Origin of the sequence: Pseudaeromonas aegiceratis, from assembly GCF_046254905.1 — a bacterium.
Taxonomy (GTDB): domain Bacteria; phylum Pseudomonadota; class Gammaproteobacteria; order Enterobacterales; family Aeromonadaceae; genus Pseudaeromonas; species Pseudaeromonas aegiceratis.
Map to the genome: position 1 here is coordinate 1398502 of NZ_CP158016.1, position 21091 is coordinate 1419592.

At 65.0% G+C, this 21091-nt stretch carries 20 protein-coding genes; 5 read left to right on the forward strand and 15 right to left on the reverse strand.

Annotation, left to right across the window (positions count from 1 at the left end):
• Positions 1-16 precede the first annotated feature (16 nt).
• Positions 17-1231, forward strand: a complete 1215-nt coding sequence (gene fabB / locus ABHF91_RS06630) for a beta-ketoacyl-ACP synthase I (RefSeq protein WP_409422668.1) — start codon at positions 17-19, stop codon at positions 1229-1231.
• 58 nt (positions 1232-1289) lie between these two features.
• On the opposite strand, the gene ABHF91_RS06635 is transcribed toward fabB, so the two are convergent.
• The 10 genes from ABHF91_RS06635 to ABHF91_RS06680 all read right to left on the reverse strand — a co-directional run bounded on the left by ABHF91_RS06635 (position 1290) and on the right by ABHF91_RS06680 (position 12254).
• Positions 1290-1532, reverse strand: coding sequence for an acyl carrier protein (locus tag ABHF91_RS06635; RefSeq protein ID WP_409422669.1), 243 nt, complete (start codon positions 1530-1532; stop codon positions 1290-1292).
• On the reverse strand, positions 1505-2749 hold the full coding sequence (locus ABHF91_RS06640; protein ID WP_409422670.1) for a dihydrolipoamide acetyltransferase family protein: 1245 nt from the start codon (positions 2747-2749) through the stop codon (positions 1505-1507). Before ABHF91_RS06640 ends, ABHF91_RS06635 begins: the two co-directional genes overlap by 28 nt.
• On the reverse strand, positions 2746-3738 hold the full coding sequence (locus ABHF91_RS06645; RefSeq protein WP_409422671.1) for an alpha-ketoacid dehydrogenase subunit beta: 993 nt from the start codon (positions 3736-3738) through the stop codon (positions 2746-2748). The genes ABHF91_RS06640 and ABHF91_RS06645 overlap by 4 nt, the downstream gene beginning before the upstream one ends.
• Positions 3731-4714 carry a pyruvate dehydrogenase (acetyl-transferring) E1 component subunit alpha gene (gene pdhA / locus ABHF91_RS06650; protein WP_409422672.1) on the reverse strand — a complete coding sequence of 328 codons (984 nt, stop codon included), beginning with the start codon at positions 4712-4714 and terminating at the stop codon, positions 3731-3733. The genes ABHF91_RS06645 and pdhA overlap by 8 nt, the downstream gene beginning before the upstream one ends.
• Complete coding sequence (gene acsA, locus ABHF91_RS06655; protein ID WP_409422673.1) at positions 4711-6465, reverse strand: acetate--CoA ligase; 1755 nt, start codon at positions 6463-6465, stop codon at positions 4711-4713. Before acsA ends, pdhA begins: the two co-directional genes overlap by 4 nt.
• 63 nt (positions 6466-6528) lie before the next feature.
• Complete coding sequence (yfbR, locus tag ABHF91_RS06660; RefSeq protein ID WP_409422674.1) at positions 6529-7119, reverse strand: 5'-deoxynucleotidase; 591 nt, start codon at positions 7117-7119, stop codon at positions 6529-6531.
• 8 nt (positions 7120-7127) lie between these two features.
• Positions 7128-7445: a hypothetical protein gene (locus ABHF91_RS06665; protein ID WP_409422675.1), complete on the reverse strand. Its 318-nt coding sequence runs from the start codon at positions 7443-7445 to the stop codon at positions 7128-7130.
• A 112-nt stretch (positions 7446-7557) separates the two neighbouring features.
• On the reverse strand, positions 7558-8772 hold the full coding sequence (locus ABHF91_RS06670) for a pyridoxal phosphate-dependent aminotransferase (RefSeq protein WP_409422676.1): 1215 nt from the start codon (positions 8770-8772) through the stop codon (positions 7558-7560).
• A gap of 247 nt (positions 8773-9019) precedes the next feature.
• Positions 9020-10474: a D-alanyl-D-alanine carboxypeptidase/D-alanyl-D-alanine-endopeptidase gene (gene dacB / locus ABHF91_RS06675; RefSeq protein ID WP_409422677.1), complete on the reverse strand. Its 1455-nt coding sequence runs from the start codon at positions 10472-10474 to the stop codon at positions 9020-9022.
• Between the two features lie 25 nt (positions 10475-10499).
• The gene (locus ABHF91_RS06680; RefSeq protein WP_409422678.1) at positions 10500-12254 is read right to left on the reverse strand and encodes a DEAD/DEAH box helicase; all 1755 of its coding nucleotides are present in this window, start codon (positions 12252-12254) and stop codon (positions 10500-10502) included.
• A gap of 177 nt (positions 12255-12431) precedes the next feature.
• On the opposite strand from ABHF91_RS06680, the gene fabV reads away from it, so the two are divergent.
• The gene (gene fabV / locus ABHF91_RS06685; RefSeq protein ID WP_409422679.1) at positions 12432-13628 is read left to right on the forward strand and encodes an enoyl-ACP reductase FabV; all 1197 of its coding nucleotides are present in this window, start codon (positions 12432-12434) and stop codon (positions 13626-13628) included.
• Between the two features lie 76 nt (positions 13629-13704).
• Here the strand turns inward: fabV and ABHF91_RS06690 are convergent, their stop codons facing one another.
• Complete coding sequence (locus tag ABHF91_RS06690) at positions 13705-14529, reverse strand: shikimate 5-dehydrogenase (protein ID WP_409422680.1); 825 nt, start codon at positions 14527-14529, stop codon at positions 13705-13707.
• A gap of 148 nt (positions 14530-14677) precedes the next feature.
• On the opposite strand from ABHF91_RS06690, the gene ABHF91_RS06695 reads away from it, so the two are divergent.
• The 3 genes from ABHF91_RS06695 to ABHF91_RS06705 all read left to right on the forward strand — a co-directional run bounded on the left by ABHF91_RS06695 (position 14678) and on the right by ABHF91_RS06705 (position 16817).
• The gene (locus tag ABHF91_RS06695; RefSeq protein ID WP_409422681.1) at positions 14678-15109 is read left to right on the forward strand and encodes a GNAT family N-acetyltransferase; all 432 of its coding nucleotides are present in this window, start codon (positions 14678-14680) and stop codon (positions 15107-15109) included.
• 203 nt (positions 15110-15312) lie between these two features.
• A complete protein-coding gene (locus ABHF91_RS06700; RefSeq protein WP_409422682.1) occupies positions 15313-16392 on the forward strand; it encodes a choice-of-anchor A family protein in 1080 nt (359 codons plus the stop codon).
• Between the two features lie 170 nt (positions 16393-16562).
• Entirely contained in the window at positions 16563-16817 is a 255-nt protein-coding gene (locus ABHF91_RS06705) for a TIGR02647 family protein (RefSeq protein WP_409422683.1), read from the forward strand.
• Here the strand turns inward: ABHF91_RS06705 and ABHF91_RS06710 are convergent.
• From ABHF91_RS06710 to ABHF91_RS06725, 4 genes are read right to left on the reverse strand one after another with little or no spacing between them, the layout of a single operon-like run.
• Positions 16814-17194, reverse strand: coding sequence for a hypothetical protein (locus ABHF91_RS06710; protein WP_409422684.1), 381 nt, complete (start codon positions 17192-17194; stop codon positions 16814-16816). The two genes, ABHF91_RS06705 and ABHF91_RS06710, sit on opposite strands and share 4 nt — an antisense overlap.
• Positions 17194-18234 (reverse strand): LacI family DNA-binding transcriptional regulator, encoded by a 1041-nt coding sequence (locus tag ABHF91_RS06715; RefSeq protein ID WP_409422685.1) that lies wholly within the window; start codon positions 18232-18234, stop codon positions 17194-17196. The genes ABHF91_RS06710 and ABHF91_RS06715 overlap by 1 nt, the downstream gene beginning before the upstream one ends.
• Before the next feature lie 8 nt (positions 18235-18242).
• Positions 18243-19670, reverse strand: coding sequence for a sucrose-6-phosphate hydrolase (locus ABHF91_RS06720; protein WP_409423093.1), 1428 nt, complete (start codon positions 19668-19670; stop codon positions 18243-18245).
• The gene (locus ABHF91_RS06725) at positions 19670-21040 is read right to left on the reverse strand and encodes a sucrose-specific PTS transporter subunit IIBC (protein WP_409422686.1); all 1371 of its coding nucleotides are present in this window, start codon (positions 21038-21040) and stop codon (positions 19670-19672) included. The genes ABHF91_RS06720 and ABHF91_RS06725 overlap by 1 nt, the downstream gene beginning before the upstream one ends.
• Positions 21041-21091 lie beyond the last annotated feature (51 nt).

Sequence of the window (21091 nt, forward strand, 5' to 3'; positions counted from 1 at the left end):
ACAGAGACCACATTCAATGAGAAGAGCTGTTATTACCGGCATCGGTATCATCTCCAGCCTGGGTAACAACGTCGCCGAGGTTCTCGCCTCCCTGAAGGCAGGCAAGTCCGGCATCACCTACTCCGAGCAGTTCGAGCAGCTGAACCTGCGCTCCCGGGTATGGGGCAACATCAAACTGGATCCCAGCAGCCTGATCGACCGCAAGGTGATGCGCTTCATGGGCGATGCGGCTGCCTACGCCTACCTCTCCATGCAGCAGGCCATCGCCGACTCTGGCCTGACCGATGATCAGGTGTCCAATGAGCGTACCGGCCTGGTGACCGGCTCCGGCGGTGCCTCCTCCAAGAACCAGCTGGAAGCCTGTGACACCCTGCGGGACAAGGGCGTGCGCCGCATCGGCCCCTACATGGTGCCGCGGACCATGTCCTCCACTACCTCCGCCTGTCTGGCCACCCCCTTCAAGATCAAGGGCATCAACTACTCCATCAGCTCCGCCTGTGCCACCTCCTCCCACTGTATCGGCCATGCGGTCGAGCAGATCCAGCTGGGCAAGCAGGACGTGGTGTTCGCCGGTGGCGGTGAAGAGCTGGACTGGACCATGGCCTGTCTGTTCGACGCCATGGGTGCCCTGTCCACCAAGTACAACGAGCACCCCGAGCTGGCTTCCCGTACCTATGACGCCAACCGTGACGGCTTCGTCATCGCCGGTGGCGGCGGTATCGTGGTGGTGGAAGAGCTGGAACATGCCCTGGCCCGTGGTGCCAAGATCTACGCCGAGATCACCGGCTACGGTGCCACCTCCGACGGGTATGACATGGTGGCGCCCTCCGGTGAGGGTGCGGCGCGCTGCATGCGTCAGGCCATGGCGACCGTCGAAGGCCCCATCGACTACCTGAACACCCACGGCACCTCCACCCCCGTGGGTGACGTGCAGGAACTCAAGGCCATCCGCGAAGTGTTTGGTGACAAGGCGCCCAAGCTCTCCGCCACCAAGGCCATGAGCGGTCACTCCCTGGGTGCTGCCGGTGTGCACGAGGCCATCTACTCCCTGCTGATGATGGAACACGGCTTCATTGCCCCCAGCATCAACATCGATGAGCTGGATGCCGAAGCCGCTGGTCTGCCCATCGTCACCGCCTATGAAGAGGCCGAGCTCAACACCGTCATGTCCAACAGCTTCGGCTTTGGCGGCACCAACGCCACCCTGGTGATGAGCAAGTACAAGGGCTAAGCCGACTTCCTGCTTTGTCCGAAAAAAGGGGCCTGATGGCCCCTTTTGTTTTGTGTGCTTATCGGGGCTGGCTCAGGTAACTGGCAAAGCCCTGCAGGGTGAGGATCTTTGGATAATCCGCCTCGGGAATGATGCACTGGGTCTGCTTGCTCACCGCGGCCACCAGGCGCAGGAAGTCCATGGAGTCGAGATCGGCGGCATCCCGCAGATCTTCGTTTAAGGGCAGCTCGCTGCCCATCAGCTCAGGGGCGATGCGATACAGCTCGGTCTGGATCAGGGTTTGGGCATCACTTGTGTCCATAAGGCCTCCGGTTGTTGTAACAGCTTGTCCAGCTCGTGCAGGAAGAGGGCGCCCTGATGGCCGTCACTCACTCGGTGATCGGCGCTCAGGCTGATGGTCATGACAGGTGCCACCGTGAGCTGACCGTCTTGTATCCAGGGCGCCTGGCGGGGCCGCCCCAGCCCCAGAATGGCCACCTGGGGCGGGTAGATGACCCCCAGCAGGCGATCGGCCCCCCGCTCACCCAGGCTGCTGACGGTACAGGTGGCGCCATTGAGTTCCGAATGGCGCAGATTGCCGTGCCGGGCCTTGTCCACCAGGCGGTTGAGCCACGCCATCATGCCGGGGGCGTCCAACTGCTGGGCCTGGGGGATCACCGGCATCAGCAGGCCGCCACCCCGCAGGCTGATGGCATTGGCCAGGTTAACCTCCTGGCGGCCCTGATACTGGTCATCACGCCAGCTGCCGTTGAGTTCGGGATGGCGGCTCAGGGTGCGGGCGATGGCGCACAGCAGGGGGGCGGCCAGCAGCAGGCGATCCTCCACCCCCCGCTGGGTGTTGTCGGCACCCAGCCGGGTCTGCAGCGCGTGCAGGCAGACATCCAGGCTCAGGTAGTAGTGGGGGATCTCCTTTTTCGAGCGACTGACGGTGGCGCTGATGGCGGCGCGCATGGCCGCCATATCCAGCCCGCCGGTGGCCGCCGCGGGGGCGGCGGTGAGGGGGTGAACCGATTTGGCCTGAGCCTCGGTTTGGCTGACTTCGATATCCCGCAGGATGATGGCCCCGTCTGGCCCGCTGCCGCGAACGCCGGCCAGGGGGATGCCCTGCGCCTTTGCCAAGGCCCGGGCGGCTGGGCTGGCGGGCAGGAAGCCAGGGCTCCGCAGGGGGGCGCCCGGCGCCGGGGCGGCGGCCTCGGCATGGGCCGGCAGCGCCTCGGGCTGGGGAGGGACCTGGGCTGTGGCTGCCGAGCCGTCTTCCTCCTGCACCGGACTCGGTGCCTCGGCGGGGTCCCGCAGCCTGAGTATGGGGGTGCCGACCTTGGCGGTCTGCCCCAGCCCCAGCAGGCAGGCATCCACTATGCCTTCTTCGAACAGGTCCAGCTCTATGGCTCCCTTATTGGTTTCGATCACCGCCACCACCTGGCCACGGCTGAGTTTATCGCCGGGTTTCACCTGCCATTCGATCAGGGTGCCTTCGGCCATGTCGGCGCCAAAGGAGGGCATGGGGATGGTTTTCATCGTCCCTCCATCAGCGCCCGGGCGGCGGCCATGATGCGCTCCACCGATGGCAGGGCGGCCTGCTCCAGATGGGCGGGGTAGGGGATGGGGACCTCGGCGCTGCACACCCGGGCCACGGGGGCATCCAGCAGCCAGAAACCCTCCTCGGCAACAAACGCGGCAATCTCGGCACTCATGCCCCCCTGCTTCCAGGCTTCATCGACGATCAGCGCCTTGTGGGTCTTGGTCAGGGAGGCCAGCAGGCTGGGTTTGTCCAAGGGCCGCAGGCAGCGCAGATCCACCACCTCAACCTCTATGCCCTCCTCGGCCAGGCGTTCCGCTGCCGCCAACGCCTTGGGCAGGTTGCCCCCCCAGGTGAACAGGCTGAGGGCTTGCCCTGGCCGGCGCACCAGGGCCTGGGTCATGGGCGCCGCGGGGGCGGCGGCAAGGGGCTCCTGGCGGTTATAGAGCATCACATGCTCAAACAGGATCACGGGGTCGGGATCCGCCAGGGCCTGGCCCAGCATGTAGCGGGCATCGGTGACGGTGGCGGGGCAGAGTACCTTGATCCCCGGGATATGGGCGTACCAGCCCTCAAAGCTGTGGCTGTGCTGGGCGGCCAGCTGGCGGCCGGCACCACAGGCCATGCGGATCACCAGGGGCACCGAGACCTGACCGCCGGACATGTGGCGCAAGGTGGCGGCATTGTTGACGATCTGATCCAGCGCCAGCAGGCTGAAGTTCACCGTCATCACCTCGACGATGGGCCGCATGCCGCCCAAGGCGGCGCCGATGCCGGCCCCGACGAAGCCCGATTCGGACAGCGGGGTGTCCAGGATGCGCTGTGGGCCGAACTCGTCCAGCAGGCCCTTGCTCACCGCATAGCAGCCGCCGTAATGGCCCACGTCCTCGCCCATCAGGAACACCCGCTCGTCCTGCTGCAGGGCCTCCCGCAGGGCGGCCTTGATGGCATCCCGATAGGTCATCTCGGGGAGGCTTGACTCATTCATGGGACTCCTCCGTGATGAGGTGGTGCAGCAGGGTCTCGGTGGGTTCCAGTGGCGCCGCCTCGGCAAAGGCCACGGCGGCGTCGATTTCGCTCTCCACCTGCTGCTCCAGGGCGGTCAGCTGGTGGGGGTCCAGCTGGTGGTTGGCCTGCAGCCAGTGGCTCATCTGCTCTATGGGGCAGCGGGCCTTCCAGGCCTCGATCTCGCTGGATTGGCGGTAGAGCTGGGCATCGAACATGGAGTGGCCGCGAAAGCGGTAGGTCTGGCATTCGATAAACTGGGGACCGCCGCCGGCGCGGATGGCTTCGCAGGCGGCCTGGGCGGCGCTCAGCACGGCCACCACATTCATGCCATCCACCGCCTGGGCCTCAATGCCATAGGCGGCGACCCGCTGGGCCAACTGGGCATTCCCCATCTCGAATTCCAGGGCCGTGCCCATGGCATAGCGGTTGTTCTCGCAGACAAACAAGATGGGCAGCTGCCACAGGGCGGCCAGGTTGAGGCTCTCGTGAAACTCGCCCTCGCTGGTGGCGCCGTCGCCGAAGAAACAGGCGGTGATCGGGCGGCGCCCCTGCATCTTGTCCGCCAGGGCCAGCCCCACCGCCAGGGGCAGGCCGCCGGCGACGATGGCGTTGCCGCCATAGAAGCGGTGGGCCACGTCAAACAGGTGCATGGAGCCGCCGCGGCCGCCACTGCAGCCGCTCTGCCGGCCGAACAGCTCGGCCATGATGGCGTTCATGCTCACGCCACGGGCCAGGGCATGGCCGTGTTCCCGGTAGGTGGAGAGCAGGGCATCGGTTGGGGTCAGGGCCTGGATCACCCCCACCGCCACCGCCTCCTCGCCGTTGTACAGGTGCAGGAAGCCGCGGATCTTCTCCTGCTGGTACAGCTCGGCACAGCGCTCCTCGAAGCGGCGGATCCGCAGCATCTGGTAGAGCAGCTGCTGCAGCTGCTCCGGGTTCAGGTGTGGTTTGTTCATGACTCGTCGCTCTCCAGGGTGGAGAGATCCCCCTCCGGCAGGCCCAGCTCACGGGCCTTGAGCAGGCGGCGCATGATCTTGCCGCTGCGGGTCTTGGGCAGGTTGTGGCGAAAGGCGATCTCCCGGGGGGCGACGGCGGGTCCCAGGCGGGTGCGGGCATGGCCCAGCAGGGCCAGTTGCAACGCCTCGTCGGGCTCGTAGCCCGGTTTCAAGGCCACGAAGGCCTTGACCACCTCGCCGGCCATCTCGTCCGGCAGGCCTATGACCCCCACCTCCGCCACGGCCGGGTGCTCCATCAGCACGCTCTCCACCTCGAAGGGACCTATGAGGTGACCGGAGGACTTGATGACATCATCCGCCCGGCCGACAAACCAGAAGTAGCCGTTTTCATCCTGGCGGGCCAGATCCCCGGAGAGGTACCAGCCATTCACGAAGCACTTCTGGTAGCGTTCCTCCTCATGCAGGTAGCCGCGGAACATGGCGGGCCAGCCGGGCTTGAGCGCCAGCTCACCTACCTGGTTGGGGCTGTCGCTGATTTGGATGCTGCCATCGGCCTGATGCAACGCGATGGCGGCGCGGATCCCCGGCAGGGGCCGGCCCATGGAGCCGGGATAGACGGTCTCGGCGGCGAAGTTGGCCAGCATGATGCCGCCGGTCTCGCTCTGCCACCAGTTGTCGTGAAACGGCATGCCGAACACCTGCTGGCCCCAGAGCACCGCCTCGGGGTTCAGGGGTTCCCCCACGCTGGCCATGAAGCGCAGGGCACTGAGATCGTGGCCCAGGGCCAGGGCGGCACCGGCCTTCATCAGCATGCGAATGGCGGTGGGGGCCGTGTACCAGACATTGACCTGCTGCTGGGCCAGCAGTTGATACCAGTGCTGGGGGTCGAACTCCTGCTCGTCGATGACCAGGGTCACCCGGTTGCACAGGGGCGAGATGATGCCGTAGCTGGTGCCCGTGACCCAGCCCGGGTCCGCCGTGCACCAGAAGATGTCGCCGGGTTGCAGATCCAGGGCCATGCGCCCTGAGTAGGCGTGGTAGATCACCGCCTTGTGCACGTGCATGGCGCCCTTGGGCTTGCCGGTGGTGCCGGAGGTGAAGTGCAGCAGCGCCAGATCTTCGGGGTCGCTGCGATGGGGGACAAAGTCGTCGCTGGCCTCGGCCAGCAGGGCGTCCAGATCCAGGCAGTCGTCCGGCAGCTGCCCCTGGATGTCGAACAGCAGCACCTGCTGCAGGCTGGGCAGCTCGTGGCGCCAGCGCTGTACCTTCTTGCGATAGAGGGCTTCGCTGGTCACCAGCACCCGGGCCTGGCCGATGGCCATGCGGGCCTTTATGGGCTCGGGGCCGAAGGCGCTGAACAGGGGGGAGAAGACGGCGCCGAACTTGAGGCTGCCGAGCAGGGCGGTGTAGAGCTGGGGTACCCGGTGGCACAGGCCGAACACGGTATCGCCGGGCTGGATCCCCAGGCTGCTGAGCAGGTTGGCGAAGCGGGCGGTATCGGCCATCAGCTGGCGATAGCTGATGTCCACCTGCTGGTCGTCCTTGCCCAGCCAGCGCAGGGCGACGAGATCGCCATGGCCTTCCTCCACATGACGGTCCACCGCCTCGTAGGCGATGTTGATGGCCAGGCCCAGCCCCTTGATCTGGGCTTGGGCCTGCTGCCAGTCGAAGCTGGCATAGCAGCGCTCGTAGTCGTCGAGGTTGTGGCGGCTGGCCTGGGTGGGATCCTTGAGGATGGGGGGCGTGGGCATCTGGGGCCTCCGGTGGCGTGAACACCTACCAGAAGCCTAGACCAAGCCGCGCCCCTGCGGCAGCTAGTCGTGCTGGCTCATCTCATCCAGGGTCAGGGAGAAGCTGGCCATGAAGGTATCGAGAAAGTGGCGCACCGCCGGGGTCATGCGCTCCTCGAGCATGGCCTCCAGCCGGCGCTTGGCCACGGTGAACTCGTGGTTGCCGGCGGCAAGCTCCTCCAGGCACTTGCTGTAGGCACACAGGGTGTCGGCGGCCTTCACCACGGCGGCGTGGGCCGCATCCTGGCTGGTGGAGTCCAGCAGGGGGCGGAAGTCGTCGACAAACTCCGCCGGCAGCATGGCCAGCAGCCGCTGCTCGGCCAGCTTCTCGATCTTCTTGTATTCGGTGGCCAGCGCCTGATTCTGGTACTTCACCGGGGTGGGCAGATCGCCGGTGAGGATCTCGCTGGCGTCGTGGTAGAGGGCCATCAGGGCAGCCCGCTCGGGATTGAGCTGGCCGGCGAAGTGGCGATTCTCGATCAGCGCCAGCATGTGGGCCACCATGGCCACCTGCAGGCTGTGTTCGCTGATGTTTTCACTCTGTACGTTGCGCATCAGGGGCCAGCGGTTGATGAGCTTCATCCGCGACAGCTGGGCGAAGAAATGACTGCTCATGTTATGGCTCACTCCACCAGTTGCCAGCCGTCGTCGGCCTTGGCCACCTTGAGCTGGCGGGTCTGCCGCTTGTCCCCCACCAGGGGAATGCGGCTTTGCACGTCCACAGTGCACTGCCAGGCGCCGCCGGCCTTGTCACAGCCCAGCTTCTTCACCGACAGTATCTCTATCTTGCCGCTGTCTCCCATGACGGAGGTGGTGACGGCATTGGCGTCTTTGAGGTCGTGTTCCAGGGCGGCCTTGAGATCGGCCTCCGCCGGTTCACCGCAGGCGGTGAGCAGCAGCAGGGGCAGCAGCATGAGGCCGGCGCGCAGGGTCTGGTTCATGGGGTCTCCTTGAGGGCATTGGCAGGTGGCTAGAGGCGCACCATAGCATTGGCCATGGCGGCCTGGCAAAACGAAAAGGGGGCCTGATTGGCCCCCTTTGCTGGCGGGTCGATTACTGGTGGTAGTTCTTCAGGAAGCGACCCAGGCGACCCATGGCATCCTCGAGGATCTCTTCTTGCGGCAGGAACACCAGGCGGAAGTGATCCGGGGCCGGCCAGTTGAAGCCGGTGCCTTGCACCACCAGCAGCTTCTCCTGCTGCAGCAGATCGAACACCATCTTCTGGTCGTCCTTGATGGGATACACCTTGGGGTCCAGGCGGGGGAACATGTACAGGGCGCCCCTGGGCTTGACGCAGGAGACCCCGGGGATCTGGTTGACCAGCTCCCAGGCCAGATCCCGCTGCTTGCGCAACCGGCCACCGGGACGGATCAGCTCGCTGACGCTCTGATAGCCCCCCAATGCGGTCTGGATGGCAAACTGCATGGGCACGTTGGCGCACAACCGCATGGAGGCCAGGATCTCCAGGCCGTCGATGTAGTCCCGGGCGAACTGCTTGGGGCCGCTGACCATCATCCAGCCCTGGCGGAAGCCGCAGGCACGATAGGCCTTGGACAGGCCGTTGAAGGTCACCACCAGCACATCGTCACACAGGGAGCAGACGCTGTGGTGGGCGATGTCGTCGTAGAGGATCTTGTCGTAAATTTCGTCGGCGAAGATGATGAGCTTGTGCTGACGGGCCAGCTCGATCACCTCCATCAGGAATTCGCTGCTGTAGACGGCGCCCGTGGGGTTGTTGGGGTTGATGAGCACGAGCCCCCGGGTGCGCGGGGTGATCTTCTTGCGCATGTCATCGAGATCCGGGTACCAGTCGGCCTGCTCGTCACAGATGTAATGCACAGGGTTGCCCCCGGACAGGGAGACGGCGGCGGTCCACAGCGGATAATCGGGCGCTGGCACCAGCATCTCGTCGCCGTTGTTCAGCAACGCCTGCATGGCCATGACGATGAGTTCGGAGGCGCCGTTGCCGATGTAGATGTCGTTGACATCGGCGTTGCGCAGCCCCTTCTGCTGGTAGTAGTGGGCGATGGCCTTGCGGGGGGCGAACAGCCCCTTGGAATCGCAATAGCCCTGGCCCTGGGACATGTTGACGATGACGTCCTTGATCACCTCTTCGGGCGCATCAAAGCCGAAGGAGGCCAGGTTACCGATGTTGAGTTTGAGGATGCGATGACCTTCGTCTTCCAGGCGGCGGGCTTCCTTGTGCACCGGGCCGCGAATGTCGTAACAGACATTGTCCAGCTTGTGGGATTTCTCGATTGAATACATCTGTGGGGGCGCCTTCTGCAATACCGCGGGCCGGCGGGGGCCGGCCAAGGCTCACTATTCTTCCCCTTCTTGGTGCGTAACACAACGGCTGTCACGGGCTTTTTCTTCCTGGGCCCTGATGGTGTCGCGGGGTTTTTGCAGCGATAGATGCTGATTTGGTCTTCCCGTTTGAAACAAAAAACCGCATTGAGTCTCAAATGCGGTTTTTTGTGTAAATGGCCGGCTGGGCGGCTGGCGGGAGCTGCTGCTAGTCGGTGATCTGCACCGGCTGCTCCTTGTAGATCTGCTCCAGCACGGCGCGCTCGAACGGGTAGTGGGGCGAGCTGATGCGGTGGGCCTTCAGGGCCTGGCGCACCTTGGGGGGGAAGGTGAGGCCGTTGACCATCAGCACGAAGGCCTTGCGCTTGCCGCTGGCGGTGGTGATAAAGCCCGCCAGGTTGGAGACGTTCTGCAGGGTGCCGGTCTTGGCGGTGACGTTTTTGAGCAGCGGCGGACGCTGCACGCTGCCCCGGGAGCCCAGGGTGCCGCTCATGCCGGCCACCGGCAGCAGGCCTATGATGCCCAGCTCGTCATCGTGCAGCGCCATGTAATCGAGCACCTTCAGCATCTGGTTGGGGGTGATGAGGTTATGGGCCGACAGGCCGGAGCCATCGGCCAGCAGGGCGGAGCCCAGATCGATGCCGGCCTTGTTCTTGAGGATGAGGCGCACCGCCTCGGCCCCGGTGGCGTAACTGGCCGGCCGGTTCAGGTAGAGGTGGCCCAGGGCGCGGGAGATGGCATCGGCGTACAGGTTGTCGGATTTCTTCAGCATCCGGTCCATCAGCTTATACAGAGGCGCCGAGGGCAGGTGGGCGATCTCCTCCAGGTTGGCGGGGGCATGGCGCACCGCCTTGACCTGGCCGGTGAGGCTGAGGCCGGCTCGGGCCAGGGCCCAGGCCGACAGGGATTCCCCCCAGGCGGTGGGATCCTGGATGGCAAACGACAGGGGCCAGGGCTTGCCCTTCTGCTCCGGCGGGATGCAGCCGGTGAGGTGGTAGTTGTTGCCTGTGTTCATGTCCACCCGCAGCTCGCAGCCGGCGTAGTACTCCTTGAGGGGCACCACCTTGGCTTCGCTGGTCACCTGTATGGGTTGGCCCACCGGCACCTTGGGCTGGGCTGTCTCGCCTATCTGGTTGGCTTCGAGCTGGGCGTAGACACAGTTGCGATCCACGATCACCGCCGAGGCCGGGGCGGTGAAGCAGATGGAGAGATCGTTCCAGGACCAGCCGTTGCCGCGGTCGTAGCCGGCGTAGTGGCCGGTATCCAGCAGCAGATCCCCCTGGATCTGGCTGACTCCCTGCTGTTTGAGATAGGCCAGCAGGTTGACCAGGGCCTGGCGGGTCAGATCCGGCGCGCCGTTGAATTCCAGCACCAGATCCCCCTGCAGCACACCGGTCTGCTTGGCCTGGGCCAGGGCGCCGGTGGGGGCCAGCAGGCGGGTCTTGAAGCGCCACTCCTTGCCCAGGTACAGGGAGGCCGCCAGGGCGGTGAGCACCTTCTGGGTCGAGGCGGGGATCATGAAGGCATCGGCATGGATCCCCTGGCTGCCGGCCTGGCCGGGTTCGTTGTAGGCCAGGGCGACCCGGGCGCCAGTGGGGGCCTGGATGGAGGCCTGGGCCAGCAGGGGGAGGGCACACAGGCCCAGCAGTACTTTTTTCAGCATGATAGTTACCTTGAATGCGGCCTTCTCACAGGGCATTGGCCAGACGAATACGGCCCTGATAATCAAAAATCTTGTCCACGATCCGCCACACGGGCCCCTGCTTGCGGGCCACCACAAAATCCGGATGGCGCAGGCAAGCGGGCTGGGCCAGCAGTTCGGCCACCGACAGGCTCGGCGCCACCAGGCCCGGCAGGTGCCAGTGACGCTGCACCAGCTGCTGCTGCAACCGGGCCAGGCCGACGGGCGAGCCGATGTCGAAGGACTCGCTCAGGCTGGCGCCATCCTCGTCGTGGTAGGTCACCCGCAACCTGGGCTGCCCCTTGACGCTGACCTGGACCAGGCTCAGGCCCGCGCAGCGGATCACCTTGGCATCCTTGAGGGCCAGGGCGGCCTTGAGCTTGTCATCCGGATCCGCCAGGGTGGCCTGACAGCCGTGGCAGATCCGCGCGGCTATGTCGTTGGCCTCACCGCAGTGGGGGCAGGACTTGGCGCGGAAACGATAATCGCAAAATTCCCGTTGTCCATCCTCTTCTTCAAAAAAACCTTGGCAGCGTCGACCAAAGTGCTCCAACAGCTGGCCCTGGGCGTCCAGTCGGCCCCAAAACTGGTTGGCAAAGCCGCAGGCCGGACAGAGCACCTGCACCGGCACCGTATCGGCAGCGGGCCTGGGATCGGCGGGCTCGGGGGCGTAGAGATCGTGCCGGTTGCCGGCGTAATCGACGATGAGGCACTCACTCTTGCCCGGGAACAGGCGCAGGCCGCGGCCCACCATCTGCTGGTAGAGGGCCAATGAGTCGGTGGGGCGCAAGATGGCGATGAGATCCACGTGAGGGGCATCGAAGCCAGTGGTGAGCACCGCCACGTTCACCACAAATTTGAGCCGGCGGGCGAGAAAATCCGCCAGTCGCGCATCCCGCTCGGCCTGGGGGGTCTCGCCTGTGATGAGGGCCGTCTGGTCGGCGGGCAGCAGGCCGGCCACCTCCTGGGCGTGGCGCACGGTGGCGGCGAAGATCAGCACCCCCTGGCGGTCCTGGGCATAGGCCTGCACCTGGCGGACGATGGCGGGGGTCACCCTGGCTTGGCGTTTGAGTTCGGCGTTGAGGGCCGCCTCGTCAAACAGGCCGTTTTGCCGGGGGGGCAGGCGGCTGAAGTCGTAGTGTACCAGGGGGGCATCGATGAGCCGCGGTGGCGTCAGGTAGCCCTGGCGAATGAGCTGGCGCAGGGGCAGCTCGTAGACACAGGTGTGGAACAGCCGCGGCTCGCGGCTCTGCACCATGCCCCTGTGGTGAAGGTTGTAGATGAAGCCTTCCCCCAGCCGGTAGGGGGTGGCGGTGAGCCCCAGCACCTTGAGGGCCGGGTTGATGCGCTGCAGGTGACTGATGACCTGGCGGTACTGGCTCTCCTCGTCGGGCCCGATGCGGTGGCACTCGTCGATGATGAGCAAGGAGATGGCAAAGTCGAAGCGCTCCAGGTTGCGGGCCACCGACTGCACCGAGCCGAAGATCACCGGCTCCCCGGTCTGCTTGAGCCCCAGCCCGGCGGCAAAGCGTGCCCCCTGCTGCCCCAGGGCGGCGAATTTGGCGTGGTTCTGGGCCACCAGCTCCTTGACGTGGGCCAGCACCAGCACCCGGCCCCGGGCCAGCCGCGCCAGCTCGGCGATCACCAGGCTCTTGCCGGCGCCGGTGGGCAGCACCACCAAGGCGGGCTCGGGGTGACGGCGAAAATGGGTCAGCACCGCCTGGACGGCGGCGTGCTGATAGGGGCGCAGGCTGAGGGTCATGCTGGTTCGCGGTGTGGGTTTGGGGGCTCATTGTACCGGCCTGGGCCGTGCTGGCTATCCCGGCCGGGGATTTATCGTGGGACCCTGCCGGGGAAATGGCGGACTGATCCGACAACCCTTTGTCGGCAAATCGTGTATGATCCCGCGCGTTTATCCAATTTTATTAGAGAAGCGACCATGATCATTACCCCCAAGGTACGTGGCTTTATCTGCACCACCACTCACCCGGCCGGCTGCGAAGCCAACGTCCGTCAACAGATCGCCTACGTCAAGAGCAAGGGCCCCCTGGCGAACGGTCCCAAGAAGGTGCTGGTGATCGGTGCCTCCACGGGTTACGGCCTCTCCTCCCGCATCGAGGCCGCCTTTGGCTCAGGTGCCGCCACCCTGGGCGTGTTCTTCGAAAAGCCCGGCACTGAGAAGAAGCCCGGCAGCGCCGGCTGGTACAATGCCGCTGCCTTCGACAAGGCGGCCAAGGAAGCCGGTCTGTACGCCAAGAGCATCAACGGTGACGCCTTCTCCAACGCCTGCCGCGAGCAGGTCATCGAGCTCATCAAACAGGATCTGGGGCAAATCGATCTGGTGGTCTACTCCCTGGCCTCTCCGGTGCGCAAGCTGCCTGACACCGGCGAGCTGGTGCGCAGTGCGCTCAAGCCCATCGGCGAGGTGTACAAGACCACCGCCATCGACACCAACAAGGACGTCATCGTTTCCGCCGAGGTGGAGCCGGCCAACGAGGAAGAGATCGCCAACACCATCAAGGTGATGGGCGGTGAAGACTGGGAGCTGTGGCTGCAGGCCCTGGCCGACGCCGGCGTGCTGGCCGACGGCGCCAAGACCGTGGCCTACAGCTACATCGGCACCGATCTGACCTGGCCCATCTACTGGCACGGCACCCTGGGGCGCGCCAAGGAAGATCTGGATCGCGCCGCCCGCGCCATCGGCAGCCAGCTGGCCGCCAAGGGTGGAGAAGCCTATGTGGCGGTGCTCAAGTCCGTGGTGACCCAGGCCTCCGCCGCCATCCCCGTGATGCCCCTGTACATCTCCATGTCCTTCAAGATCATGAAGCAGATGGGCCTGCACGAAGGCTGCCTGGAGCAGATCCAGCGGCTGTTCGCCACTCGGCTGTACGGCGCCGAGGCGACCCCCACCGACGAGCAGGGCCGCATCCGCATGGACGACTGGGAGCTGAAGGACGAAGTGCAGCAGGCCTGCCGGGATCTGTGGCCGCAGATCAACGACGGCAACCTGTACCAGCTCACCGACTACCAGGGCTACAAGGACGAGTTCTTGAAGCTGTTCGGTTTCGGCTGGGAGGGCGTGGACTACGACGCCGACGTCAATCCGGACGTGCAGTTCGAGGTGATCAGCCTCTAATCGGCGCGTTACCCAGACAAAGGCCCGCGATTGCGGGCCTTTGTTTTTTGTGGACGCTAACGCGACGAACTCTCCGTCAGGCACCCTGCCTGGCATAGGCCGCGGCTTCGGCAAACAGCTCCGGGCTGGGGCGCACCCCTGTGTACAGCACAAACTGCTCCACCGCCTGGATGGCGAACACCTCGGCGCCGGTGACCACCGCCTTGCCCTGGGCCTGGGCTTTCTTGAGCAGCGGGGTCTGGGCCGGCAGGGCCACCACCTCAAAGATCACCTGGGCCCCGGCAATCTCCTCCTGGCTGAAGGCCAGGGCATCGGCCTCGGCGCCGCCCTGCATGCCCACCGGGGTGGCGTTGATCAGCAGGCCGGCCTGCACACCGCGCATATCCGCCTGATAGCGGTAGCCGTAGAGATCCGCCAGGGCCTGGCCGGTGTCGGCATTGCGGGAGATGATGTGGCCCTGGGTGAAGCCGGCCTGCTGCAGTGCGCAGGCCACCGCCTTGGCCATGCCGCCGCTGCCCTTGAGGGCGAAGGTCAGGCTGTTGGGCACCTGGTGCTGCCGCAGCAACTGGGCGATGGCCAGGTAGTCGGTGTTGTAGGCTTTGAGATAACCGTCGCTGTTGACTATGGTGTTGACCGAGTTGATGAGTCTTGCGGACTCATCCAGCTCGTCCACCAGGGGGATCACCGCCTCCTTGAACGGCATGGAGATGGCGCAGCCGCGAATGCCCAGGGCCCGCACCCCAGTGATGGCGCCTTTGATGTCCTGGGTGGTGAAGGCCTTGTACAGATAATCCAGATCCAGGGCATCGTAGAGGTAGTTGTGAAAGCGGGTGCCGTAGTTGCTGGGGCGGGCGGCCAGCGACATGCAGACCTGGGTATCCTTGTTCAATTGCCGGGTCATGAGAACTCCTTGCGGTGAGGGTGGCCAGCATTGGCCGGGGCCAGTGCGCTCTGGCAGACTGGCTCTACCATGCCTCAAGCCGCGGGTGGGGAAAAGGGTCGGTTTGCCTGCGGTGGTGTTTCCTCTTTTGCTCTTGCCAAGGAGTCCCATGCAGATCACCCTGGTGCGTTCCCAGCAGCTCCCGGCCTTACGGGCCCTCTACCTGGCCTCGCGGCGGGCCGCCTTTCCCTGGCTGGATACCAGTGGCTATGCCCTGAGCGACTTCGAGCGGGATACCCGGGATGAGCAGGTGCTGGTGGCCGGGGAGGGGGCCGAGGTGCTGGGGTTTATCGCCGTCTGCCCGCCAGATCAGTTTGTCCACCATCTCTACGTGGCGCCGGACCGGCTGCGCCAGGGCATAGGCCGGGCGCTGTTGCGGGCGGCCCGCTGGCGCTACCCCGCCTTGCACCTCAAGTGCCTGGTGCGCAACCGGCGGGCCCTGCTGTTTTACCGAGCCATGGGGTTTACCTGCCTGGGGCAGGGAACGGGCGCCCATGGGGAATATTACTGGCTGGCGCTGATGCCCGCTGGGGGACGCTGAGCCGGATGTCCACTTAGCGCAACCGTTCAATTTGCTGCAATGGGATATCGGCTTGGTCCCAATTTTTCTGCAAAAAATGTGATTAGGTTAAAAAAGGTATGCAAAAGTAAGCTTAACGCTATGATATTGGGCAAAAGCTCTAGTTCCGCTTGCCTTGGCAGGCGGACACAGCCATTAAAATTAAAGTTCACAAGGAAGAACGCATGCCCATTCCCTACAAGCGGCTGTCTCGCCAGGCAACTCGTCTGACGGGCCTGTGCCTGTTAACCGTCTCTGCACTACCAGCCTGGGCCGGCAGCGCCCTGTCCAGCCAGGCGTTGCTGGAGCAGTTCAACCTCATGGTATTTGGCAACACCACCTCTTACCAGGAGGTGGCGGGTCGGACCTATGTTGGCGGCAGTGCCACCGGCGGCACCTATGCCGCCTGGGGGCAGACCCTGGGCAGCTCTAGCTATGCTGGCCTGACGGTGCAGGGCAGCGCCAGCGGGGTGTCGGTGCAAAACGGCGGGGCCGTGGTGGCCGGTTCCATCAGCAACAGCACCATCAATAACGGTAGCTCGGCCATCCTGGGCAGCAGCAACACCAGCTACAACGGCAGCGGCACCACCTATGTGGCCGGTAGCATCGCAGGCGGTAATCTCAACCAGTCCCTCATCAGCGATCTGAGCCAGAGCAGCCTGTTAAGTGCCGAAGTGCAGGCCGCCCAGAGCACCAGCACCAGCGACTACCAGAGCCAGCTCGTTGACCTGTCTCAACAGCTCTCCAGTCTGACCGCCACCGGCAGCACCAGCGTTAGCGGCAACAAGGTGACCTTCACCGCCACCGCCGGTAGTGATGGGGTGGCGGTCATCGATCTCACCGGCAGCGCCAGCAGCCTGCTGACCTCCTACGGTGAGTTTCAATTCGATGTGGCCAGCGATGTCACCACCCTGATCTTCAACGTCACCGGCGATACCCTGAGCCTGTATGCCAACTTCCTGGCTGGCAGTGCCCAGAGCCTGGCCAGCAACACCATCTGGAACTTTATCGATACTAGCTCCCTGACTCTGACCAGCCAGTTTGGCGGTACCATACTGGCGCCCTATGCCGAACTGACCAACGGCAACGAAATCTGGGGTGGGGTGTTCGTCAACAACCTGATCCAATATGGCGCCATCCGGGATGCGGGCTTTACCGGCTCTGTGGATGGCATTGCTGCGCCGGTGCCGGAACCCGCTCTCGGCCTGCTGTTTGGCGTGGGGCTCTTGGGCCTGGGGTGGCGTCGATGTCGCGCCAGTGGCTAACGGTATCAAGCGCGCCTGGGGGCGCGCTTTTTTGTGGCGTGACTGACAAAACAACGGGGATCCGACCGGCGGGATGGGAGTGAGCTTGCTAAGTTTGATGCGCGGCGCAGTTGGTCAGTCAGCGCCGTGTTAGCGTGTGCTGGAACTGACTGGTCTTCAAGGAGTAGCCCATGCAAGCCAACCCCCTCATCAGTGATGATTTCGTCGATGCCATCAAGCTGTTGTCCTGCTTCGAACTGGACAATCTGCAACAGGGCATCAAGCTGCACCAGGAGTGTGATCCCACCCTGCGTCAGGCCGCCGATCGCCTGCATCTCAAGGGCGTGCTGACCGCCGCCGACGGTGGCTATCTCACCCCCTTTGGCATGACGCTGCGGGAGCAGCTGCAACCCCTCATCAACGCCCTGGCCGAGCCGAGCCGCTAATTTGGCGCCCTCAGTTCCTTGGGCGCCTGCAGCTGGTACAGCTCCAGCTTGGCCAGCTGCCAGCCGGGGGTGACGTTCGTCGCCCCCGCTTGTTTCTCTTCCCTTTCCATCACACAGGCAAAGCCCACCGGCGGTTGGCTCTGCCTGGCTTCCCCCTCGATCAGCAACCGGTCGCCCGGCAGGGCCTGACGCTGGGTCACGTGCAGGTCCATCAGGCGTCCCAGGCGGATGGCCACCAGCTTGACGCACAGGTCTTCACCCGCCTGAGTGTCCGCCGGCAGGGCCAGGGGGGCTGTGGTGGCCTGGCTGGCCAGGAGCTGGGGCGGCAGCAGCAGGGGCAGCAGCAGCAGGCCGACCCGCAGCGGGTGGCGGGCCATCAGCCGCGCTCCTCATTCAGCAGGCGGATGGAGGCGGGGTTGCGCCAGCGGATCCGCGGCGCCAGCACCTGGGCGCTCTGGGCCGGGGTCTGTTCGGCGATGAGCTGCTGGATCAGGGTGAAGGCGTGGAAGGCCAGGGCCGGACAGTCCTGGGCGATGGAGTCGATGCGCAGGGGCAGGCAGTCCAGCAGATCGTGATCGTCGAAGCTGCCCAGGTAGATATCGGCCTCCATCAGTTGATGCTGCTGCAGGTAGCGCAACACGCCTTCCAGCAGGGTGAAGGAGCCGGTGAACAGGGCCTTGGGCGGCCGGCCCAGCTGGTTGCACAGCTCGGCCATCATGTCGTAGCCGGAGCGGGGCTGGAAATCCTTGTGCAGGATCCAGTGATCCGGCGGGGTGATGCCGGCGCGCTTCAGGCCCAGCTCGTAGCCCGCCAGCCGGTGCCGGCTGGGGGAGAGCTTGAGCTGACCGCCGAAGTAGTAGATCTCCTCCGGGCTGTGGCGGGCCAGCATCTGGGTCACCTGGGCGGTGGCCTGGCAGGCATCGGAGATCACCATGGGCAGGGTGGACTCGCCGATGTGCCGGTCCAGCTGCACCACCGGCAGGCTCTGGTTGATCTTCTGGTAGAGCTGGTCGCTCAAGGCGCTGGAGGCCACCAGCAGGCCATCCACCTGGCGCTGTATCATGGCGTCCACCACCATCTGCTCCTGGGACGAGTTGTCATCGGTACAGGCAATGAGCAGCTGCAGGCCCGCCTCCCGGCACAGGGTTTCCAGCTCCCGGGCCGTGTAGGCGAAGCCGAAGTTCATCAGATCCGGGATCACCAGCCCTATCGTGTAGCTGCGGCCCGAGCTCAAGGCGCGGGCGTGGATGCTGGGCTGATAGTGCTGTTCCCGGGCAATGGCCAGCACCCGCTCGCGGGTTTCCTCGGCGACCCGGTATTCATCGCTACGGCCATTAAGCACCAAGCTGGCGGTGGCCTTGGAGACCCCCGCCAGCTCGGCGATGCGACTGATGGTGACACGTTTTTGATTTTTCACTGGAATCTTCAGCTCATGGGCGTGTCCCATTCTAGCATGCAGGGCGACAGCGGCCAGTACTCCAGCTGCAGCTCGGCCTGACCGGACCAGCGCAGGGGCACAGACTCACCCGGGAAGTAACGCGCTGACATCACCGCCTCACCCTCGTTGATGAAGAGCTCTATGCTGGAGGCGTCCAGCAGCAGGCGCAGATCCCGCAACTCGCCGTGCCAGCGGCGGGTCTCCCACTCGCCGGTGCGCCAGTTGCGGCGGCACAGGGTCAGGGTCTGCTGGCTGTAGGAGAGCCAGGCGGCATCCCCCAGATCCAGCTTCCACGGGCCGCTGGCGGTGAGATGCAGCTCGGCGCAGCGACCGTCCAGGACCGGCGTCTCGGCCACCGGGCCGCTCAGCCGCACGCCGGCGCCACGCAGTGCCGAGAGCTCCCGGGCGGGGGTCTGGTACAGGTGACCGTCTATCAGGCGCAGCTCTCGCGGGCAGGTCATCTGGTGCTGCCAGCCGTAGTCCCGGGTGGGATGGCTCGCCTCGTTGTCATCCGGCAGCCCCATCCAGCCGTAGATCAGCCGGCGGCCATCCCGGGTCTGGGTGGTCTGGGGGGCGTAGAACTCGAAGCCCAGATCCAGCTCGGTAAAGTCGCCATGGGTCAGCCGCCCCTGGGCGTAATCCATCTGGCCGACAAAGTAGCCGGACTGGAACAGGTTCTGGTAGCGATCGGCCTGCGGGCTCAGCCCCTGGGGACAGCAGATCAGCACCTCGGCCCCGTCCAGGGAGAACAAATCCGGGCACTCCCACATGTAACCGAATTCGCCCAGGTTGTTGTGGCCGGAGCCGGTCAGCTCGCCCAGCAGCTGCCAGTGCTGCAGATCGTCACCGCGGTAGCAGAGCACCTGGCCCTTGAGCTGGGCATCCTGGGCACCCAGCACCAGGTACCAGTGGTCGCCATGGCGCCAGACCTTGGGATCCCGCACGTGGCCCGTGTAGCCTGCTGGCAGATCGATGACCGGGCCGAGCTTTTCGAAGGTGCCGTCGTCGCGCTGGCGGGCCAGACACTGGTAGGCGGTGCGGCTGCCGTCGTCGTATTTGACGTTGCCGGTGTAGATGAGGTGGATCCTGCCTTCGTGCAGCACGGCGCTGCCGGAGTAGCAGCCGTTGCGCTCGTATTCTTCGCTGGGCAACAGGGCCACCGGCTCGTGCTGCCAGTGCACCAGATCCGTCGAGCGCCAGTGGCCCCAGAACTTGGCGCCATGGGCGCAGGCCAGGGGGTTCCACTGGTAGCACAGGTGGTAGCCGTCGTCGGCCTCCACAAAGCCCACCGGATCGTTGAGCAGTCCCACGGGGGGGGCCAAATGCCACTGCGGCCGATGGGGGTCGGCCGCGGCGCGGAGTTGCCCGGTCATCAGCGACCGGGCGAGCTTATGCAGTAATGTCAGTTCGGACATCATTCGCTATCCGTCTTGTAACGCAGGGTGTAGGAGACCGCGAAGGCCAGGCCGAAGGCGATCACCATGCCGATGAGGTAATTCAGCACCGAGTTGGACTGCACGATGGCAATCCCAGGGATGCCGGTCAAGCCCACTGCGGTCATGCCCACGTTGCTGGCCACCACCCAGGCGCCGCCGGCGGCACCGCCGAGCAGGGCGGCCAGGAAGGGTTTGACGAAGCGCAGGTTGATACCAAAGATGGCGGCTTCGGTGATCCCCAGCAGGCAGGAGGCGGCGGAGGGCACGGCGATGGCCTTGATCTTGGCATCCCGGGTCTTGAAGTAGACCGCCAAACAGGCACCACCCTGAGCCACGTTGGCCATGGACCAGATGGGCAGCAGGAAGTTGACGCCGATGTCCGGGTTGCCCAGCAGGCCCGCCTCGATGGCGTGGAAGCTGTGGTGGATGCCGGTGATGACGATCATGGAGTAGGTACCGCCGAACACCAGACCCGCCAGCCAGCCGGCATGGGCGATGAGGTTACTCAGCACGAAGGAGATGCCATCCCCCAGCATGCGACCCGCCGGGCCGATGAACAGCAGGGCCACGAAGCCGGTGATGAACACGGTGAGGAAGGGGGTCAGGATCAGATCCAGGGCATTGGGGATCACCTTGCGCAGGCGCTTCTCCAGGTGGCTCATGAACCAGACCGCCAGCAGCACCGGGAAGACGGTGCCCTGGTAGCCGATCATGGCCACGTCGATGCCGAAGAAGTTCATGGTCTTGAAGCCGCCGGCCACGCCCCAGGCGTTGGTCAGGGCCGGGTGGGTGAGTATGCCCCCCAGGGTGGCCCCCAGGTAGGGGTTACCACCAAATTCCCGGGCGGCGGTAAAACCGATGAGGATGGGCAGTATGATGAAGGCGGCGGAGCTGAACATGTCCAGCATGATGAAGAGGGCGGAGTCACCACTGACCCAGCCGTAGGTCTTGATCATCCCCAGGGCACCCATCAGCAGACCGGAGGCGACGATGGCCGGGATGATGGGCACGAAGATGTTGGACAGGGTGCGGGCGATGCGCTGGGCCACGTTGAGCTTCTGGGCGGCCAGGTTGGTCACCTGCTCCTTGCTAGCTTCCGCCAGGCCGGTGAGGGTGGCGAATTCGGCGAAGACCTTGTTGACCACCCCGGTGCCGAAGATGATCTGGATTTGGCCGGCGTTGCTGAAGCAGCCCTTGACGCCGTCCAGTTTTTCTACCGCACGCTTGTCCACCTTGTTGTCGTCCACCAGCACCAGGCGCAGCCGGGTGGCACAGTGGGCGGCACTGGCGATGTTCTCCTTGCCGCCCAACAGGGGCAGCAACTGATTGACGGTTGCTTGATAGTTCATTTTTTTCCTCGTTTGTCGTCGTCTTCTGCCGTAGGGCGAGGGCACCGGCCT

What these genes read in the sequence shown, in the direction of transcription:
- yfbR (WP_409422674.1), bottom strand. Translation starts at nt 7,119, where the DNA reads ATGAGCAGTCATTTCTTCGCCCAGCTGTCGCGGATGAAGCTCATCAAC.
- ABHF91_RS06645 (WP_409422671.1), bottom strand. Translation starts at nt 3,738, where the DNA reads ATGAATGAGTCAAGCCTCCCCGAGATGACCTATCGGGATGCCATCAAG.
- ABHF91_RS06665 (WP_409422675.1), bottom strand. Translation starts at nt 7,445, where the DNA reads ATGAACCAGACCCTGCGCGCCGGCCTCATGCTGCTGCCCCTGCTGCTG.
- acsA (WP_409422673.1), bottom strand. Translation starts at nt 6,465, where the DNA reads ATGCCCACGCCCCCCATCCTCAAGGATCCCACCCAGGCCAGCCGCCAC.
- ABHF91_RS06705 (WP_409422683.1), top strand. Translation starts at nt 16,563, where the DNA reads ATGCAAGCCAACCCCCTCATCAGTGATGATTTCGTCGATGCCATCAAG.
- fabB (WP_409422668.1), top strand. Translation starts at nt 17, where the DNA reads ATGAGAAGAGCTGTTATTACCGGCATCGGTATCATCTCCAGCCTGGGT.
- fabV (WP_409422679.1), top strand. Translation starts at nt 12,432, where the DNA reads ATGATCATTACCCCCAAGGTACGTGGCTTTATCTGCACCACCACTCAC.
- ABHF91_RS06640 (WP_409422670.1), bottom strand. Translation starts at nt 2,749, where the DNA reads ATGAAAACCATCCCCATGCCCTCCTTTGGCGCCGACATGGCCGAAGGC.
- ABHF91_RS06690 (WP_409422680.1), bottom strand. Translation starts at nt 14,529, where the DNA reads ATGACCCGGCAATTGAACAAGGATACCCAGGTCTGCATGTCGCTGGCC.
- ABHF91_RS06720 (WP_409423093.1), bottom strand. Translation starts at nt 19,670, where the DNA reads ATGTCCGAACTGACATTACTGCATAAGCTCGCCCGGTCGCTGATGACC.
- dacB (WP_409422677.1), bottom strand. Translation starts at nt 10,474, where the DNA reads ATGCTGAAAAAAGTACTGCTGGGCCTGTGTGCCCTCCCCCTGCTGGCC.
- ABHF91_RS06700 (WP_409422682.1), top strand. Translation starts at nt 15,313, where the DNA reads ATGCCCATTCCCTACAAGCGGCTGTCTCGCCAGGCAACTCGTCTGACG.
- ABHF91_RS06635 (WP_409422669.1), bottom strand. Translation starts at nt 1,532, where the DNA reads ATGGACACAAGTGATGCCCAAACCCTGATCCAGACCGAGCTGTATCGC.
- ABHF91_RS06680 (WP_409422678.1), bottom strand. Translation starts at nt 12,254, where the DNA reads ATGACCCTCAGCCTGCGCCCCTATCAGCACGCCGCCGTCCAGGCGGTG.
- ABHF91_RS06670 (WP_409422676.1), bottom strand. Translation starts at nt 8,772, where the DNA reads ATGTATTCAATCGAGAAATCCCACAAGCTGGACAATGTCTGTTACGAC.
- ABHF91_RS06695 (WP_409422681.1), top strand. Translation starts at nt 14,678, where the DNA reads ATGCAGATCACCCTGGTGCGTTCCCAGCAGCTCCCGGCCTTACGGGCC.
- ABHF91_RS06710 (WP_409422684.1), bottom strand. Translation starts at nt 17,194, where the DNA reads ATGGCCCGCCACCCGCTGCGGGTCGGCCTGCTGCTGCTGCCCCTGCTG.
- pdhA (WP_409422672.1), bottom strand. Translation starts at nt 4,714, where the DNA reads ATGAACAAACCACACCTGAACCCGGAGCAGCTGCAGCAGCTGCTCTAC.
- ABHF91_RS06725 (WP_409422686.1), bottom strand. Translation starts at nt 21,040, where the DNA reads ATGAACTATCAAGCAACCGTCAATCAGTTGCTGCCCCTGTTGGGCGGC.